Raw genomic sequence first — 18,422 nt, 5'->3', positions numbered from 1 at the left:
CCGCACGGTCTTCTCCCCAAGTAGTTGGGTGTGTTCTAAGATAGTAAGTGACGTGGCGAGAAAATCGCACGCTTGATAGGAGTTGAGTTATGCCAGGTAGAATGCTCAGTGGGCGTTACCAGGTTCAAGACAAAATTGGTACCGGTGGAATGGCCACCGTTTACCGCGGACAGGACCAGGTTCTTGGTCGTACTGTTGCCATCAAGATGATGCTGCCGCAGTACGCAAACGATCCTTCCTTTGCTGCCCGTTTTAAGCAGGAGGCTCAGGCTGCAGCGGCGCTCTCCAGTCCTTATATTGTCTCGATATACGACTGGGGTAAGGATGGCGAGTCCTACTACATTGTCATGGAGTATCTGCGTGGTACAGACCTTAAGAGTGGCATCCGCAAACATGGAGCCCTTGATTCCCGTAAGGTGGCTCAGATTGGCTCTCAGATTGCTCAGGCGTTGTCTGTAGCACACCGTCACGACATCATTCACCGTGACATCAAGCCACAGAACATCATGGTCCAGCCAGATGGCAACATCAAGGTCATGGACTTTGGCATTGCTCGTGCAAAGAACAGCAGTCTAACCACCGATAACTCTGTTCTTGGCACCGCCCATTACGTTTCTCCAGAGCAGAGTACGGGCAAGCCTTTGGGACCAACCACCGATATCTATTCCCTAGGCATTGTCATGTACGAGGCTGCAACTGGCCGCGTTCCCTTTGTTGGTGACGACGCTATCAGCGTTGCTATGAAGCAGGTCAACGAGGCTCCTCAGCCACCATCGCTGATCAACCCCAACGTTGACCCCGCACTCGAGGCAATCATTCTTCGCTGTATGGAGAAAAACCCAGCTGACCGCTATCAGAGTGCTGACGAGCTTGCTCGTGCGCTGCGCGATTTCATTGCTGGCCGCGCCACTATTCCAAGCAACACCACCGTGAGCCCCCGCATTGTGACACCACCTCAGCCAACTTCCAGGTTGGATCGTCGCGGCATCGACGGCTCCAACACCTACATTACGCGCGGTGGCGACACTGGTCGCTTGAACCGCGTCCATTCTCGCGAAGAGGCTGATGAGCTTGACAGGCGCGAGAATAAACGTCACAAGCGCAACGTTATTCTCGGCGTTTTAGGCGCTTTGGTTGTCCTGGCTCTTGCCGGCTTTGCTATTGCACAGATGCTCGGCAACTCCGCCCAGCAGTATCTGGTTCCACAGTTTGTTGGTCAGACAAAAGACCAGGCTACTCAGGCACTAAATGCTTCTGATAGCCACTTTAAGCTGGGAACTGTTACAGAAAGCTACAGTGATTCTGCTCCTGAAGGCCAGGTCATTGATCAGACACCAAGCGCTAACAAACAGGCTCCTGAAGGAACCGCGGTTAACCTTGTCATTTCTAAGGGCGCTAAACCTGCTGCTGCAGTTAAGGTGCCTGATCTTACCAACAAGAGTCCATCAGAGGCTGAGTCTGCTCTTGCTGCTGTTGGCCTCAAAGCAAGAAATGGTGACTCGGTTGAGTCGGATGATGTAACCGTTGGTTATGTTGCAACACAGGAACCAGCCGCAGGTAGCGATGCTAAAGCTGGCGACACCATCACCTATCACCTGTCTACTGGCAAGGGTAAGGCAGATGTTCCAGACGTCACCGAGATGACTGCCGAGCGTGCGTCCGATGTTTTGAAAGATGCAGGCTTCAAGGTAGATACTCAGAAACAGCCTTCGTCGAGCGTTCCTGAGGGCCGTGTCATCTCCCAGTCTCCAGCTAACGGCAAGGCAGATAAGGGTTCCACGGTAACCATCGTTGTTTCTTCCGGTGCTCAGAGTGGCTCTGTTCCAAACGTTGTTGGCAAGGACTTTGAAACCGCTCAGTCCACGCTGGAAAACGCGGGCTTCCAGGTCAACACAGTTTGGGTCTACGACGACAACGTAGCAACCGGAAACGTAGTTGGCCAGACACCATCAAGCGCTGCAGCTGGCGCTACTATCACCATCCGCGTCTCTAGCGGACCTCGCCCATCAGCGTAAACGCTGCGGCGTGCAGTGCGCTCAACCAGTACGTTCAAGCCCTGCAACCATGTTTGGTTGCAGGGCTTTTTGCTGTCGCAGAAATCGTTCGACGGCGGCACGTGTCGTCGCCGGAACCGGCGACGCAAGCACTTCAGCGCTTTTCGGGTCATAGACAACTGATGTAACTGACACGACCTGTTTTTGCTGATAGCCGAACACACCTAAGTCGGATAATCTGTCAAAAAGACGTATACATGACGCCGAAAATAGCTAAGGCGTGCAGATTATCGTCATTAGGTGTGTAATATGCCCGCAATTAAGCAGATTATCCGACATAGGTGTGTTGCTTAGAAGTGAAATTTACCTATAGTTAGATTTTTTATATTTCTCTATTCATTTTCCAGCATATTAGATGAAGTTTATGCATAAAGATGTATATCAGTCAGGGAGACCACTCGGTCGTCAGACATTGAGCCCCAGTTGTCCGGTTATCTTGATTAAGAACTAGACAATTTCTCAGCGAGGCGCGGCTAAGATGCACCATTTTGTACGCCAAGCCTAAAAACCGACGCTGACACGCCACAACAGAGAAAAACCGGCAGCACGAAGCTGCCGGTTTAAAATCAATGGTGCCCCCGGGCCGATTCGAACGGCCGACACCCGCTTTAGGAGAGCGGTGCTCTATCCCCTGAGCTACGAAGGCATGTGGGATATTCTACTCACGTAGGCTCGCGTACGCAAATCTCGCCAACGCTTGCGGCGCCGGCAGCAGCGCGATACTGCTACTTGCGACGAGCCTTGCGCTCGGCTCTCTTTCTGTCGTACTCAGCCTGACGTTCGAGGTAGAAATCGTTGAGCTTCTTGTCGGTCATGCCAGCAACCTTAGCCTCGATCTTCTTGCGAAGAGGACGCATCTTAAAGAAGCTGTAGACAACCGAACCAAAGATGCAGAAGTAAGCAAAGACCAGCATGATGGCAGAAATCATACCAACGCCGGTGTTCAGGTCCCTTGACTCAGGAACCATATACGAAAGCACCAGTGTAATGATGGTTGCAACAAAGCCAAGACCTAGGAAAACCCACCAAACGCGCTCGGCACGATGATAGTCTGGATCCGCGCGCAGCATAGCCTCAAATCCACGGCTGCGAATATCCTCGCGCTCGCGCTGGCGAGCACGTGCAGCACGCTTCTCCTCTTTGCTCTTTGGAGCACTGGAGCCAGAGCCGGAGCCACTTACGCGTACAGACGCAGCTGCCTCTCGTACTGGTTTAGCAGTAGCAGCAGATTTGCGACCAAAAGCGGAATACGAAGGACGCTCAGTCTCCTCGGAGGTTTCTTTCTTTGAAAGGCTTGCGGTAGCCTCACGCGCTTCTTTGGTTGCGCCTGTAATGGTGTCACGCAGTGACATTGGTCTCCTTCAGTGGTACAAACTCAGTTCCCGTAATAATCTGGAATGCCGTACGATAACGCTCGGACGTGCCCTCAATAACCTCTTCTGGAAGATGAGGTGGCTCTCCTTGCATGTCCCAGTGGGCTTTCAGCCAATCGCGTACATACTGTTTGTCGTAGCTTGGCTGAACGTGTCCCTCAGAATAACCCTCAGCAGGCCAGAAACGGCTCGAATCGGGTGTAAGGCACTCATCAATAAGTGTAAGTTTTCCGTCGATAAAACCAAACTCAAATTTGGTATCCGCAATAATAATTCCACGAGTTGCAGCATATTCTGCAGCAGCCTTATAAATTGCAAGCGAGGCTTCCTTCAGCTGAGTAGCAACATCCTCACCAACAATCTCGCAGCAGCGCTCAAACGAGATATTCTCGTCATGATCGCCAAGCTCAGCCTTAGTGGAAGGGGTGAAGATTGGCTCAGGAAGCTTAGATGCCTCAGTCAGGCCATCTGGCAGCTTAATGCCGCAGACGGTACCGTCCTGGTCATAAGTCTTTTTGCCAGAACCAGTAAGGTAACCACGGACAATGCACTCAATTGGCACGGTCTGTGCTTTCTTTACCAGCATTGCGCGACCAGCAAGATACTCAGTGTAATCTGCAAACTGCTCAGGAGTCTGATCTGGCAAAACAGAAATCATGTGGTTAGGCAGAAGGTCCTTGAAACGATTAAACCAGAAAGCGCTGATACGCGTCAGAATTTCTCCCTTAAAAGGAATCTCGTCGGGGAGAATAAAGTCAAAAGCACTAATGCGATCGCTCGCAACCATCAAAAGTTTGTCGCCACAATCGTAGATATCGCGAACCTTACCGTGCGAATCGGGACGAAGCTCAGCTCCAGCCACAATGACCTCACTTCTGCGCAAAGCGCGTTGTATTGCAGGACTTTTGATTGTACGGCAAAATGCCCAAAAATCGGCCTACAACAAAGTATCTGTTACAGAGATATTATTTTGGGCAAGCAGAGGAAGGTGCAGCGAGAAGGTCGTGCCCTTTCCAAGCTCGGATTCTACCGAGATAGTGCCGTTATGACGGTCCATAATCTCTTTTGTGATTGCCAATCCAACGCCAAGACCACCCGAAGCGCGTTCGCGGCTTTCTTCGGCGCGCCAGAATCGCGAGAAGGTCTGTGGAATGTCCTCAGGAGCAATTCCCATACCGTCATCAGTCACGGAGATAACCGCATCGTTATCGTCGATTGATACGGTTATAACAACATGACCCCCATCGTCGGTATAGCGGATAGCATTGCTCAGCAAGTTGGTCAGGGCTTCTCGAATCATGTCCGAATCAATATCAACAAAACAATTGCCCTCGGGTGTCTTATCCACAAAGGTCAACGTGCGGTTATTCTCCTTGAAGAGTGTTTCTTGTACCGCAACGAGACTCGCCACCATAGCCACAACATTGACGCTTTCTGGGTTGAACTTTGTCTTTCCGTTCTCAAGCCTTGAGAGGTGGAGCATGGCGTCTACCAGGCGAGAAAGACGTCTACTCTCAGACACAATGTTTTCCAAGCGCTCTTCATCTGCGGGCAAGATACCGTCTTGGATTGCTTCAACGGTGGCCATGATAGCCATGAGTGGAGTTCTGAGCTCATGTGCAACATCGCTGGTCAGACGGCGTTCAAGCTTAATGTCTCTCTCGAGTGAAGACGCCATATCGTCGAAGGTTTCTCCCAGACGCCCGAGTTCATTCTCGCCACGGATGCCTGAACGAGCCGCAAGATTGCCGCTTCTGATCTGAACAGCCGTCTCGGTAATACGGCGTACGGGCTTGGTAAGTGAACGTGAGGCCAAAATACCAATTAACCCAGAAAGCGAAATTGCAATGGCTGCAGCAAGACTAATTGCCTGGTAAGAGCCATTACGGAACGCAATGTCTCGCTGGGTCAGGAACGGCTCAGAACCAAACGTCCAAATTCTAATGCTGCCCACAGGCTCACCTTGCAGGTTTTGGACAACTGCATAAACCACGGCGTCACCCGTCTGAGGGCCAGATAATGCACTATTTCCACCAGGTCGTCGAGCATTTGGCGCCGAGTCGTCATACAGAACCACGCCAGAAACATCTAAGACCTGGATACCAATATCGGAATTGGTTGCAGAGGCCTGACGTGCAATAGAGAGAACGTCGGCATTCCAGCCTTCTGCGCGCGCGTATGCCTGAGACATATTGAGCGCGGTAGTATCAACGGTGTTTTGTAGGTTCTCCCTAGTATAAGTAGTAAAACGGTTTTCCCAGACAATACCTAAAACAGAAATGAGCACCAATACTGTCATGACGGCAGTGAGCGCAAAGAACGCCGCCATACGGGTGGTAAAGCTTTGAGTGCCAACGGGATCGGGCTTAATAGTTTTATAAGAACCCTCAGTTTCCGGAGGGTTCTTAAGAGAATTTGAGTGATGTTTCTTGAAGAGCGCCAAAGCTCTAAAGCTTAGGACTCGTGGCTAGCGTTGCCAGCCTCAAAGCGATAGCCAACACCGTGAACGGTGAACAGCCAGCGAGGATTACGAGGATCATCGCCGAGCTTTGCGCGCAAGTTCTTGACATGCGAATCAATAGTGCGCTCATAGCCCTCAAAATCATAACCCAGGACCTTCTCGACAAGCTCCATACGTGTATACACGCGGCCAGGATAGCGAGCAAGGGTGGTGAGCAGCTTAAACTCTGAAGCGGTCAGGTCAACTTCCTCGTTGTTGATGAGAATCTTATGACCAGAAATATCAATAGTAAGGGTACCGTAATCAAGCACGTCAACAGCAGTGTCTGGCTCAGAATACGTACGGCGGAACAGCGCACGAACGCGTGCCACCAGCTCACGTGGCGAGAAGGGCTTAACAAGATAGTCATCAGCACCAAGCTCAAGACCAATAATTCTGTCTTCTACCTCGCCTTTTGCAGTAAGCATAATGATAGGCACATTAGAGGTATCTCTAATTGCACGGCAAACGCGCTCTCCAGAAAGCTTTGGGAGCATAAGATCGAGAATCACCAGGTCAAATGCATGCTTTTCAAACTCTTCAACTGCACTTTGACCGTCGCCAACGCCCTTAACAACGTAATTTTCGCGCTCAAGATATGCTGAGACGGCGTCACGGATGACTTTCTCATCTTCGACAATCAGAATTTTCTTCTCGTCGGAAGCCATTGTCTCCCCTTTTCTTTTGCCCTGCATGTATGTGCGTATGGCACATTACGATTATTCATTAATTATTTGTATTCATTCTATCTCTATACCTACAAATAATCTACAAAGAAAAAACACGAACTGTCACGGAAGCCGGATATCCGCTGGTAGGATCCTTAACAGTTGAGTAGGTTACAAAAGAATCACAGTTGCCTTCTCGAGCGGGAAACTCTCCGTAATCAACGCTTCTATCCATTGAATAGAGCCAGTTTGCCGTTTGATTTTGCGTATCAACAAGCACGTAAGAGGCGCGGCTCTTAACTATGTAAAGGCTACCTTTACCTGCCGATATTGCATAAGGTTCACGCTCTATGACGTAAGGGTTTTCGCCTGAAGCAGGCAGGATATATGTTCCCATCTTGCCCAACAGGCCACCCGAGTCATAACTTGCTTCAACCGACACAATAAACTTATCGTCTACGCGACTTGCTGCAAAAGGCTTGACAGATTGAGGCATTACAAGCTGGTCAACCTTGGTTTTAAGGTTATCCCCCAGCAGGTATGCTGTGACGCCATAGAAGGTGCCTTCGGAGGCACGAACTCGAGGAGTAAGGGTAACTACGCCCTTTGAGATAGACGGTGCAGTAGCAAATCTACCTGGAGATTCAACGGCGTCCGTTCCCTCAGGATCCCCCACACGCCACACGTAGCAGTGCGAAGATTCACGGGTTTTCTCGCCAGAAGAAGCTGGTTGGACGAGCCAAACCACTTTATCGTCTCCACAGGCAAACGGAGCCGGATCCCAGTTTTTATCGGCCTTGTAGAGGACCTTTGCATCTCCAGTAAGCTTGCCGTCAGAAAATGGTGCGGCAAGAAGCTCCCAGTCAAAGGTTGTGGTATCCACTTCAACCCATGCATAAACGGAGTCGGAGCAGCGAACGTCGTAAATTACGGCGGTGGTATTGTTCATCTGAGCCGCAGGAACAACATCAACAACCTGGCCAGACGTCAGCGAAAGAGCAGAGCCCTTTACCATTGGCGTAGCAGATGCGCCGGCCGTGGTGACGGGAATCCAATTTCCATCGGCTGGATGCAGCACGCTTCCCAGAGGAAGAGTCCAGGTCTGGCTAGGTTGGGCAGAATACTCCGCAGAGCTATAGGAGTCCAGCACATTTGTGCCAGAAGATTCGTCAAGTACCAGCGGTTTTCCTGCATCTCCCGAGCCTTCTTGATGAGAGCAGCCAGCCGTGATGCTAATTGCACCCGCAACTACGACACCAGCCGCTCCCGTCTTAAAGAAGTTTCGGCGAGAAATGTTCCCAAACAGTGACACGATTTAGTCCAATTCAAGATGCTCAAGACGGTCAAACAAAACGTTTGAACGGGTAAGGAATGCGCGAGGATCAAAGATTTTCTCAAGCTCCTCATGGCTCAGCGTACAGGCTGGATCTGCCTCAAGAAGCTCCTGGTAGGATGCTCCTTCCTTGCACTGCTGAATATCTGCCCAAACCTTCATAGCGTTAGACTGAACAATCTTGTATGCCTCTTCACGAGTAATACCAGTGTTGACCAGGGCAAGAAGAACCTTTGACGAGAAGAGCATGCCACGGGTCTTATTGAGGTTGGCCATCATCTGCTCTGGATACAGGACCATGCCATCAAGCAGGAACTCAAGCTTTGACAGCATGTGGTCAAGAGCAATAAAGCTGTCTGCCTGGGCAACGCGCTCAGCGGAAGAGTGGCTGATATCACGCTCGTGCCAAAGAGCAACGTTATCAAAAGCAACCTGTGCGTTTGCCTTAACTACACGGGACAAACCACAGATCTTCTCGGCAGTAATAGGGTTGCGCTTGTGAGGCATAGCAGAAGAGCCCTTCTGGCCCTTGCGGAATGGCTCCTCGGCCTCGAGGGTATCGGTCTTCTGCAGCGAACGCATCTCAGTTGCAATACGCTCGCAGGTGGCGGCAACGGTTGCCAGAACACCAGCAAGGTAAGCGTGGTGGTCGCGAGAAATTACCTGGGTTGAAAGTGGATCGTGGACAAGACCGAGTTTCTCGCAAACGTACTCCTCAACAAAAGGATCAATGGAAGAGTAAGTTCCAACAGCACCAGAAATTGCACCATACGCGACGTTTTTGCGGGCATCCTTCAAGCGATCAAGGTCGCGCTTAAACTCCCAGGCCCAGCTACCAAATTTCATGCCAAAGGTCATAGGCTCAGCATGAATGCCATGAGTACGACCAACGCACAGAGTATCGCGCTCCTCAAATGCGCGACGCTTGCAGATTGCAGCGCAACGACGAACTGCAGCAATGAGCAAATCACATGCCTGGGTGAGCTGATAGCAAAGGGCGGTATCGCCTAGGTCTGTTGAGGTCATACCGTAGTGAACCCAGCGACTTGGCTTGAGCTCACCCTCTGGAACCTTGGCATCGATATAGGAGCCCATATTGGTCAGGAAGGCAATGACGTCGTGGTTGGTAACAGCCTCAATCTCGTCTACCTCGGCGCGATTAAACGCAGCGTGCTCACGGATCCAAGCTGCCTCTTCGCGAGAAATGCCAATAACACCAAGCTCAGCCTGTGCTTCGCACGCAAGGACTTCAATCTCCTGCCAAACGGCGTACTTGTTCTCCAAAGAAAAGATGTGGCCCATTTCTTTGCCGGTGTAGCGATCTACCACGATGAGACTCCTTCTGCTCGTAAAAGAAAAGGTCGAGTACCACTATGGTACCCGACCTTTGAATTACCTGGTGGGCCGTTAGGGGTTCGAACCCTAGACCTTGGGATTAAAAGTCCCCTGCTCTACCAACTGAGCTAACGGCCCATTATCGGGCGTGGCAATTTTACCACGCAACTAGGATAGTGTAGCAGTTTACTCCCATGCCCATTGTCCATTTACGAAAATTGGTGTTTCTTTTCCATCGGCAGAAATTCCCCAAATGTTCAAATCGTCTGCACCAATCATAAAATCAACGTGCGTGGTGCTCTGATTAACACCGTGGGCCAAGAGCTCATCTGGGCTCATCTCAAGGCCGCCCTTCAGGCACTCTGGGAAACCCATTCCAAGTGCTAAATGGCAGCTAGCATTCTCGTCATACAGGGTATCGTAGAACAAAATGCCGCTCTGGCGAATAGGCGTGTTCTTAGAGATAAGAGCGCATTCTCCCAGGTACTTACCGCCCTTTTGAGAAACAATAGAAGTCAGAACGTCTTTGCCCTGCTCAGCGCCGTAGTCAACAACCTCGCCGTCTTTGAAGGTAAACCAGAAGTTTTTAACAATCTGGCCGGCATGAATCAGAGGCAACGCAGAGTGAACAGTGCCGTTTACCTTGCGATAGTTTGGCGTTGTAAAGACTTCCTCGGTAGGAATGTTAGGGAAGAACAACGTTCCATCCTGCGTCTTTCCAGCGCCTCCCTCCCAAAGATGTCCTGGATTCATGCAGATAGTCAGGTTAGTTCCGTTTGAAGACTCATAATGAAGCTCTTCAAACTGGTGAGAATTCATGAAGCGCTTGGTCTTCTCAAATGTTGCATTGTGGGTCTCCCAAGCACTCTGAGGATCTTCTCCACTTGCATGAGCAACATCCAAAATTGCAATCCAAAGCCTGTAGATTGCCTCAGCCTCAGAAAGCTCTGGGAAAATTACCTTTGCCCATTCAGCTGCAGGAACACCAGCAATACACCAAACGTTTTTACCAAAGTCCATACCGTTTCTAAAGACGTCGCACTCTAAGTTTCTTGCGCGAGAAACAGCAGCTGGCTTTTCTGGATCAATTCCCTTTAGACCATTTGGATCATCAGACGAGAGGAACAAAAATGCTGCACCCTGCTCTGCAAGGGAGTTAAGCTGCTCAATCTTCCAGCTTGGTGTCTTAGAGAGACGCGCTAGGTCAACGTTTTCGTACATAATTCTTGAGGACTCTTGATCGCCCCAAATAACTGTGACAAATTCTGCGCCAGCCGCATAAGCTGCTCGCTGAACCCTACGGGCAAAATCAGCAATCTCAATCGAAGCATTAATTACCAGCTGACTTCCCTCAGAAATTGCACACCCCTTCTTCACAAGAAGCTCTGCATATTTATCAATCTGATCTGACAGCGCATCAAGGGCAATCTTTACCTCTTGATCTGTCATAGGAATTTGTGCCATGTTGTTCCCTTCAACCATCAATCCGCGTAATTCGAGTACTTAAGCACGCTCTATCAAAGATATATCCAAAATATTTCCGCTCAACTTCTACCCGAACAACCTTCTTCACAACGCCAAATTTCAATCTTGTCCATAAAAAGAGCCCCGAAGGGCTCTTATATGTCTTTGGAGCGGGCAACGGGATTCGAACCCGCGGATGATGGCTTGGGAAGCCATTGCCTTACCACTTGGCGATACCCGCAATTGTGTAGATTTTATCACAGTATTTTTTGCCTTTTAATCGCTTGCTCGGCAACTAGATAAAAGTTTGATGAGTTGTTTTCTGCCTAGCTGCGCATATACAACAAATATGCGCCCACACAAATTTTCTCCGTCAGAAACTGGACAAGCGCTGGTCAGAATAGGTGCAAAGTCACTCTTTAGCATGCTCTCCAACGAAAGGAGCGCTATGCAAAAGTACTTCTGGCGAGAGACCCCCGCACACCACTATCCCACCTCTTATAGGCGTCTGCTCTCCACCCGACAACTCCACCTTCCTCGGGCAAAACTGCTTGGCGGAGATCCCGTCATGCCAAGTAGCTTTCCTTCTGTAGGACATGCGGGTCTGCGGGCACGTCTAGCGGACAGGTTTTCTCGCAAACCTGAGGCTCCTCCATAAAGAAAAAGACCGGTGAAGCACCGGTCCTAAAGAAAGCTGTTTTGTTGCAGCATAATTAGTTAACGCTGTGATGGAGCGCTGGATTCTTAGATAGGCACTCGTTACAAATACCCGTAAAGCACAGAGCGTAAGAGTCAATCTCGCCGCAAGAATCCTTGGTGAGGCTGGTAAGGTCCCTCAGAACTGGTCCATCAACATCAAAGACACGGCCACACTCATGACACTGGAAGTGTGCATGCTCGGTTGTTGTTGGATCAAAACGAGAGATATTATCGCCGGTATTAACAACCTGGAGCTCGCCTGCGTCAACAAGCTGCATAAGGTTACGGTAAACAGTTCCAAGAGAGATGTTTGGTAATTCCTCTCTTACTGCTGCATACACACTATCTGCCGTTGGATGGTCATGGCGACCTTCCATATAAGTACGAATTGCCTCACGTTGCTTGCTGTAACGCACGATAACCTCATTAAATAGTAAGTGTTACTGATTACTAAATACGTTAACACTAATTGTCTATATGTTGCAACAAAAGCTCACATTTATGCATTACCAATTATCTCTATATACGCAATCTACCTCTGATTTTTCAGTTTGGAGGCACGTATGTTTATCACAAAATCCTCAAAACCTAAGAAGAAAACAGCTGAACGGAGACACACTCCTTCTTCTGTCTTTCACTTCTGGTTTATCCCTCTGTTACTTGGAGCCCTTCTCCTCAGCCATTTTTTCCTAAAGCCTGCTCATAGGCTTGCTTTTGCACAAGAACCCTCATTTACCGTTGCACAAAGAGAAGATTTTCCTGGTGGACAGCAAATTCCCATGTGGACTGCTAGCGATGGTACCTATCTTTACTGTGGAGATGAATTTAACCACTATGGTGCATGGCCAGGAGCAACGGGAAGTGTGGTTGACCCGCAATCTTATACAAAGCTCACCTCAACCAATGGCGTTCGCGGTGGAACGTATACAAATGAACAGCTTCGAGCTATTGATTACATCATCTATCACGGAGCTACTGCGTCCCAAGAAAAGGACGTGTATGGATATACGGGCTGGAGAGCTCGCGCTATTACACAGTTTGCACTATGGGCCGTTATGCGTGGTGAAGCCCATGCACTTGCGGTAAGTGTTCCTCAGACAGAGCTTCATCAACCTATTGAGCAGTTCTATTCCGATGCTATGAACTATGCTCAAAACAATGGTGGCGGTCCAGAAAGCGGAGTTGCAAAGCTCTTTGTACCTACAGGAGACAAGCAAGTTCTGTTTTTCTTTGGGCAGCAAGCTGGCTCACTCAAAATTACCAAAAGCTCCTTATTGCCTGATGTCACCTCCAATAACGAGTACTACTCCCTAGAAGGCGCTGTCTACGGAGTATATTCCGACGAGAGTTGTACCAATCTTCTTTGCAGTCTCACTCTTGATAAATATGGTTCTGCAACACTCAATGAGCTTCCAGTTGGAACGGTGTATGTAAAGGAAACCTCTGCTCCAAAAGGTTTTCTTCTTGACCCGTCGGTTTATGCTGTAGAAATAACAAACCAGAAAGAGAGCACTTTCACAGTTACCGATACTCCTATCGGAGAGTTTAATCTACGCATTTCAAAACAAGACTTTGACCACAGCACTAGCCTCGACGAAGACGCTCGTTCTGAGCAGCAAAGCGCTTCTCCCCAAGGAAACGCAACGCTTCAAGGCGCGCTTTTTAAAGTGACCTATAGTGGCTCTGCTGAAACAACAATAAGAACATGGGTTTTCTCGACTGATTCTCATGGTTTTGTTTCTTTTGATGCAGAACATAAGGTTTCTGGAGATGACCTCTTTACTCTTGGCGAGAAACCCTGGTTACCTTTGGGGTATTACCAGATCGAAGAAATTCAAGCTCCAGAGGGTTATAAACTCCCAGGACTTTCTCTTCAAACCTGGAAGCTATCAAACCAAAACGGCAATCTTATCTGGACAAATCTTTCTAGCGGAAAAGAGAATTCCTCATCTGAACACTCCTTTACCTTTAAAGATGAGGTAATAAGAGGAAATCTTAAGGTTAAGAAAATCGGGCATACTTCTCTAAGTTCGACCGATGGTTATTCTGAAGCGGATGAAATGCCAAGTCTGAAGGGCGCCAAAATTGAGCTAACTAATAGCTCTGCTCAACCCATCTTCTACCAGGGAAAATGGATTGCTCCTCACGAAGTTGTCACCACAGTAGACACAAACGAGCTTGGAGAGGCTGCCGTTGAAGGTCTTCCCTTTGGCTCCTATTCACTTAAAGAGATTACGGCTCCAGCAGGATACTCTCTTAACAAAGAATGGAACCCTACGGTTACCCTTACTTCTGAAGAGACTGTAGAAGCACCCAAGCTCATTGATGAAAGAATTTCTTTACAAACAATGCTTGTAGATGCTGCGGGATCAAAAAATCCTGAATACACCGAGGTGCTCAATCTTGTTGATCACATCAAATATGAAGGGCTTACTCCAGGGGAAGAGTACGAAATTACTGGAGAACTCTATGAAACAAAGCAGCTCCAAGAAGGTACGGCAGAGCCTGTTGCTCGCGGAACTGTCCGCTTCAAAGCTCCCACCTCATCAGGAGAAGCTGCGGTTCCTTTTTCTGTAAGGACTGCCTCGCTGGAGGGCAAAGAAGTTACCGCCTATGAAACAATCTCAAAAAGTGGTGAAGAGGTTGCATCGCACACCGACAGTCACTCTAAAGCTCAGACTATTCGCGTAGCTCCTAAGCCCCATCTTCCGGGCACGGCAGACAATGCGTATGCAATTCCTCTTTTGATTGCTCTGGCAGGATCAGTACTTATTGGATGCACTCATGTATTTACAGCAAAAATAAGACGTCCTCTTTAGTTGTGTGATCTTGTCTTGCTGCTCAAAAAAGAAAGGGCAGAACTTTCTGCCCTTTCATAAAAATTTGTACTAGTTTCTTGTTCGTTTATGAGCGTCTAATAAGCTCAGTAACAAGAGCTGCAGCGTCAGCACACTGACCAGCATTAACGTTCTCGCGAACATCAGCAGCGGTGCGGCTAAGCGCAGGAAGTCCATCCTCATTCAAGCCCATCAAGGTAACAGAACGAACTGAATTCTGCATTGCAGGAGTTGCATCAGTGGTGCCCCAGTCAAATGCGCTCTGCTCAACATCAATATGAAGATCAGTTGCAATAGTAGAAAGGAGTCGAGTCATTCTGCGGTCAGCGCGACGAACGTTGCCAATTCCCTCATTCTTAAGAATGGAGAGTGTACCAACACCAACAGAATCAAGGTTAATGAGGAAAGCACCGCGAATATCAGTTCTGTGCTTTGCAAGGAACTCCCTCATGCCTGCGTGGTCAAAATCAGACGCTCCAAGCGCAACAAACCAAATGTCGTGTGCAATGAGCTCGTCGTCAGAAAGTGAAAGAACAGCATTACGAAGATCATCCTCAGAGATGACAGATGCATCCTCAGAGTCAGCATCTTCACGATTCTCTGCAGATGGAGCTGCTCCACCCTTCCAATCATCTGATGGTCCGTCGTTACGACCAAAAAGTCTAAAGGAACGGCGCTTTGCCTCAGGAGTCTTTGCGTCCTGTGCCTCTGTGAGACCCTCATCAGCCGAAATGGTGTCAAATGGGCTCTCTGCGTCTTCTGCCTCTGGAGAAGGTGCAGATGTTGGAGCTGGAACATAGTGAGGAGCTGGCTCGGAAGACGGAGCTAGTGGATCAACGGCGTCACCAGAAGGATCAGGAAGATCAAAGAGGGATGCGCGGCGAGCAAAATCATTCTTAGCGTGCAGCTCATGTGCAGTTTCAGGCTGAACTAGCGTTGCATTTGCGTCTGCAGACTCGTGAACCTGCTTCATAGTTGCATTGAGCTCATCGTCAACAGAATCATACACAACGGTGTTGTCAGCAGAAGCATCCTCAGTCTGCTCTTCTTCTGTTGTTGCATTTACAGCCTCTGCAACATCCTCGAGAGATGCAGTCTGGCTTGCGCCAGTAGTGTCATAAGCAACGTAGCTTACTTCGCAATCCTCAGGAAGAATGCCCAGTGAATTAAGAACTTCCTCGCCGTGGCGGACGCCTTCCACTTCATCAGGCTCTGGGATAAGTGCAGCTGCATCTCCTGCAAAATGATGAACAACCTCGGGTCGATGACCAGTAGGACGGACATTCTCGAGAATACCAAGAAGTGCTGCAACTGAAGACTTGTTGTTGTTTGCGCCAATAGTGCAAGGTGCAAAACGCTCTGCAATAGTTGCGACAGAAAGAGCAACAAGTGGAAGAGCTGCAAGAATACCAACAATCCAGAAAAGGACACGAACTGGATCAGGAAGGAAACGAAGAATCTGAACAAACGTAGCAACAAACACGGCAACTACACACCAACGCGCATACCTCTGTACAAGTGGTACGTATTTTGCTACAGGAGACTCAACAAGGAAGTTTGTATGTGGAGAGTCATAGTGAGCAACAATTACGATTGGACGATTGCCTTTTGCGACAAGCTCACCAGTGGCTTCGTGTTTAGCAACAACGTTCTGGCTTCTAATAGAAGATCCAAATGAGCCAAGAATGTCATTACCAAAATACTTGAGGCACGTAAGTGCGCCAAAACCAGCGACAAGCAGAACACCAAAAGCAATGAGCGCCGCATTACCAGTGCCTGCAAAAATAACGCCAATGAAGAGGAAGATTAGATAGATTGAGTAGCCAAGACTCTTAATAGACTTAGCGTCAAATTCTTCAATAGTTGCCTCAAGCCCGTGAAGTTTCATTTCTTCAGCAATGGTTTGAGCAGCCTGAAGCTCCTCTTGGCTACCGGCAGGAGCAATATCAATCTGCTCGTCTAGATAGTCAACATAGTCATGTGTGATGGCCATACTACGTCCTTCGTTGGCATGTCTTCTGACAGGTTTCATATATACGTCATTAGTATACGTCTTATATCGAAATATAGCGGTTAAAGTGTATTTTTACGTCCAAATTTAGAAATTCTGCACTAAATATCAAAAACTTTCGTATATGTTTAGAGAGATTTGAGTTCAACTAGCAAAAAGCGGGAGGTGGATATGGCTCCAAACAATCAAACTCTAGGTAATAATGAACTTGGTGCCTGGAGGATTTTCTCGCTATTTATGCTGCTAATTCAAAAGGGACCTCTACCCTCGGCAGAAATATATGCAGCGATTTACTCAGATTTATCTACCGATTCTGCTTTAAGAACTTTTTCAAGAGATCGCACTGTTTTGAAACAGCTTGGATTTGCAATTACAGAGGTAAAAACGGGAAAAGAAAAGTCATTCTATCTTTCGGACTCGAATTTCTTTAATTCCTCGTACGACTTAAGCCCTGAAGATGCCAATCAGCTGCTTGTAATCTGCAGTGCAATTCTCACTGACGCAACGTTTGTATACCAAGAGGAATTGAGAAACGCGCTCTCTAAAATTGTGGGTAACTTTTATTCCTTGGAGTCAGGTAAGTCAGACAGCCAAAAACTCAGCGCTTCTTCCCAAAACAAAGTCTTTCCTGTTCTATACGAATCACTCAGCTCTAAACAACTGGTAAACATCACCTACACAAACTCACAGGACCTAGTTAAGCAAAAACATCTGGGCGTGCTGGACTTCTTTGTTTCACAGAGACTTCTATACTTTGTGGCCCAAGATTTTTCATCCGGTACTGAGAGCGCTTCCATCAAAACTTTTCGCGTTGACCGTGTTTTAGATGCCGCGATTCTTAAAAATGAGTCCTTCTCCATACCAGAAGAGTTTGATTCAAAAGACTATAAACTCCTTGATTTCCAGCTCGGATTGCAAGCAGACACGCTTACCGCGTTTGTCCCCAAAAATATACTCGCTGCTTTTGAACATTTCTCGCAAGGTCAAGGGGATGTTGAGCTCCTCTCTAATGGCGCTTTGTGGACCGTTACTTACGCTCATGAAGACACCGCTTTATCTTGGATTCTTGCTCATGGATTAATTCCAAGGTCTCCAGAGTCTCTTCTCGCAAAGTGGAAAGGGTCTTTAAGCGAGGTTGCCAATGGCTGTTAAAAACACCTCTTTTGGAAGAAAAAACATATCGTCAGCTGTCTATAAGCTCATACTGCTTTCTTCTGCATTGAGGGAGTCTTTTGACGCAGTTGAGCTAAGCGCGGTTCAGTCGCGATTTAGCATTTCCTCTGAAGAGGCTGCTATTCTGATGGAGCTTTTGCAGCTCACGGACGAGAATGGCTATCTTCCTCTCCCCCTTACGGGAGACCAAGATACTCTGACACTTGTTGGAGAGTCTCCCTTTACTGCTCGCAGGCTTGTCTTAACGGATGAAGAAACCTTGGCACTTAAAGAGGCTTTTACCGCTCTCGCTTTGCCCCAAGAAAGTGTATTTTGGAGCCTCTTGAAGCCTCCATATACAAGAAGCTCTTCACCAGACGGGTCTTCAGTCTCTCTTGTCTCCAAAAGCCACTCTAAAGAAGTAAACGCGTTCCTCACCTGCTCAAATGCAATTGCAGAATCACAAGTTATTTCATTCGACTATCGCTCTGAGGCGTCTGTTGCAGAAGCTCGCGGTGATAGAGATGCTGCAATTAGCCAGAGAGAGGTTCTTCCCTATAAGCTGTCATACGGAGAAAATGGGTGGCTTATCGAGGGAGTTGATTTAAACCTAGAGCAGCAAAGGGTCTTTAGGGTCAATCGAATGAGCTGCATTGAAACGCAATCCGCTTCATTTGAGCACAGAAAGCTTGCGGAACGCGTGCAAGATTCTGCTATGCAAGAAAAGTCTCAGCTCGTAGAGCTTACCTTCTTTGATAAAAACGCTCTTACGCACTATTCGTGGCCGGGACTTAAAACAGTTGGAAGCCAGCGCAATGCTGTAGAAATTAAAGCAACTATCCCCTACTACGGTGGAACGTGGCTGCTACAACGGTTGCTTGCCCTTAAGGGAAAAGTAACAACCAAAGACAAGGCCGTGATGCACGCAATGCGCACTTACGCTGCGTCTTTGCTTGCTGCAGAAGAGCAGCTCTAAGCCAATCAGGTGATTGCAGC

13 protein-coding genes and 3 tRNA genes are annotated in these 18,422 nt (G+C 48.4%); 4 read left to right on the top strand and 12 right to left on the bottom strand.

Annotated elements, in window-relative coordinates; genetic code table 11:
- Window positions 1-89: 89 nt before the first annotated feature.
- On the top strand, window positions 90-2,015 hold the full coding sequence (gene pknB, locus HMPREF1493_RS01200) for a Stk1 family PASTA domain-containing Ser/Thr kinase (protein WP_035427169.1): 1,926 nt from the start codon (window positions 90-92) through the stop codon (window positions 2,013-2,015).
- Window positions 2,016-2,624: 609 nt separating this feature from the next.
- On the opposite strand, the gene HMPREF1493_RS01195 is transcribed toward pknB, so the two are convergent.
- The 11 genes from HMPREF1493_RS01195 to HMPREF1493_RS01145 all read right to left on the bottom strand — a co-directional run bounded on the left by HMPREF1493_RS01195 (window position 2,625) and on the right by HMPREF1493_RS01145 (window position 11,842).
- Window positions 2,625-2,700 (bottom strand) — tRNA-Arg (locus HMPREF1493_RS01195).
- Window positions 2,701-2,779: 79 nt separating this feature from the next.
- Window positions 2,780-3,406: a hypothetical protein gene (locus tag HMPREF1493_RS01190; protein WP_035427167.1), complete on the bottom strand. Its 627-nt coding sequence runs from the start codon at window positions 3,404-3,406 to the stop codon at window positions 2,780-2,782.
- Entirely contained in the window at window positions 3,393-4,289 is an 897-nt protein-coding gene (locus HMPREF1493_RS01185; protein ID WP_035427165.1) for a phosphoribosylaminoimidazolesuccinocarboxamide synthase, read from the bottom strand. Before HMPREF1493_RS01185 ends, HMPREF1493_RS01190 begins: the two co-directional genes overlap by 14 nt.
- 75 nt (window positions 4,290-4,364) lie before the next feature.
- Window positions 4,365-5,870 carry a sensor histidine kinase gene (locus HMPREF1493_RS01180; RefSeq protein WP_035427163.1) on the bottom strand — a complete coding sequence of 502 codons (1,506 nt, stop codon included), beginning with the start codon at window positions 5,868-5,870 and terminating at the stop codon, window positions 4,365-4,367.
- Window positions 5,871-5,881: 11 nt separating this feature from the next.
- Window positions 5,882-6,595 (bottom strand): response regulator, encoded by a 714-nt coding sequence (locus HMPREF1493_RS01175; RefSeq protein WP_035427161.1) that lies wholly within the window; start codon window positions 6,593-6,595, stop codon window positions 5,882-5,884.
- Between the two features lie 100 nt (window positions 6,596-6,695).
- Entirely contained in the window at window positions 6,696-7,907 is a 1,212-nt protein-coding gene (locus tag HMPREF1493_RS01170; RefSeq protein WP_051485206.1) for a hypothetical protein, read from the bottom strand.
- A gap of 3 nt (window positions 7,908-7,910) precedes the next feature.
- Window positions 7,911-9,257, bottom strand: coding sequence for an adenylosuccinate lyase (purB, locus tag HMPREF1493_RS01165; RefSeq protein WP_035427158.1), 1,347 nt, complete (start codon window positions 9,255-9,257; stop codon window positions 7,911-7,913).
- 68 nt (window positions 9,258-9,325) lie between these two features.
- Window positions 9,326-9,401 (bottom strand) — tRNA-Lys (locus HMPREF1493_RS01160).
- Between the two features lie 48 nt (window positions 9,402-9,449).
- Complete coding sequence (locus HMPREF1493_RS01155; protein WP_035427156.1) at window positions 9,450-10,727, bottom strand: aminopeptidase; 1,278 nt, start codon at window positions 10,725-10,727, stop codon at window positions 9,450-9,452.
- Window positions 10,728-10,893: 166 nt separating this feature from the next.
- Window positions 10,894-10,968: transfer RNA gene (locus tag HMPREF1493_RS01150), tRNA-Gly, on the bottom strand.
- Window positions 10,969-11,440: 472 nt separating this feature from the next.
- Window positions 11,441-11,842, bottom strand: a complete 402-nt coding sequence (locus HMPREF1493_RS01145; protein WP_084058271.1) for a Fur family transcriptional regulator — start codon at window positions 11,840-11,842, stop codon at window positions 11,441-11,443.
- A gap of 147 nt (window positions 11,843-11,989) precedes the next feature.
- On the opposite strand from HMPREF1493_RS01145, the gene HMPREF1493_RS01140 reads away from it, so the two are divergent.
- A complete protein-coding gene (locus tag HMPREF1493_RS01140) occupies window positions 11,990-14,245 on the top strand; it encodes a SpaA isopeptide-forming pilin-related protein (RefSeq protein ID WP_035427152.1) in 2,256 nt (751 codons plus the stop codon).
- An 85-nt stretch (window positions 14,246-14,330) separates the two neighbouring features.
- Here the strand turns inward: HMPREF1493_RS01140 and HMPREF1493_RS01135 are convergent, their stop codons facing one another.
- Window positions 14,331-16,256, bottom strand: a complete 1,926-nt coding sequence (locus HMPREF1493_RS01135; RefSeq protein ID WP_035427151.1) for a prolipoprotein diacylglyceryl transferase — start codon at window positions 16,254-16,256, stop codon at window positions 14,331-14,333.
- 189 nt (window positions 16,257-16,445) lie between these two features.
- Here HMPREF1493_RS01135 and HMPREF1493_RS01130 point away from each other — a divergent pair, with 189 nt between their 5' ends.
- Together HMPREF1493_RS01130 and HMPREF1493_RS01125 are read left to right on the top strand one after the other, a co-directional pair.
- Window positions 16,446-17,426 (top strand): helix-turn-helix transcriptional regulator, encoded by a 981-nt coding sequence (locus HMPREF1493_RS01130; protein WP_035427149.1) that lies wholly within the window; start codon window positions 16,446-16,448, stop codon window positions 17,424-17,426.
- Window positions 17,416-18,402, top strand: a complete 987-nt coding sequence (locus HMPREF1493_RS01125; protein WP_035427147.1) for a helix-turn-helix transcriptional regulator — start codon at window positions 17,416-17,418, stop codon at window positions 18,400-18,402. The genes HMPREF1493_RS01130 and HMPREF1493_RS01125 overlap by 11 nt, the downstream gene beginning before the upstream one ends.
- Window positions 18,403-18,422 lie beyond the last annotated feature (20 nt).

The sequence above is a fragment of the Atopobium sp. ICM42b genome, from assembly GCA_000564995.1.
Lineage (GTDB): Bacteria > Actinomycetota > Coriobacteriia > Coriobacteriales > Atopobiaceae > Lancefieldella.
Note: the sequence above shows the minus strand (reverse complement) of the source record. Positions and strands in the feature narration are given on the sequence as shown.

Coding starts and splice junctions, on each gene's coding strand:
- HMPREF1493_RS01155 (WP_035427156.1), bottom strand. CDS start 10,727: ATGGCACAAATTCCTATGACAGATCAAGAGGTAAAGATTGCCCTTGAT.
- HMPREF1493_RS01130 (WP_035427149.1), top strand. CDS start 16,446: ATGGCTCCAAACAATCAAACTCTAGGTAATAATGAACTTGGTGCCTGG.
- HMPREF1493_RS01140 (WP_035427152.1), top strand. CDS start 11,990: ATGTTTATCACAAAATCCTCAAAACCTAAGAAGAAAACAGCTGAACGG.
- HMPREF1493_RS01135 (WP_035427151.1), bottom strand. CDS start 16,256: ATGGCCATCACACATGACTATGTTGACTATCTAGACGAGCAGATTGAT.
- HMPREF1493_RS01125 (WP_035427147.1), top strand. CDS start 17,416: ATGGCTGTTAAAAACACCTCTTTTGGAAGAAAAAACATATCGTCAGCT.
- pknB (WP_035427169.1), top strand. CDS start 90: ATGCCAGGTAGAATGCTCAGTGGGCGTTACCAGGTTCAAGACAAAATT.
- HMPREF1493_RS01175 (WP_035427161.1), bottom strand. CDS start 6,595: ATGGCTTCCGACGAGAAGAAAATTCTGATTGTCGAAGATGAGAAAGTC.
- HMPREF1493_RS01190 (WP_035427167.1), bottom strand. CDS start 3,406: ATGTCACTGCGTGACACCATTACAGGCGCAACCAAAGAAGCGCGTGAG.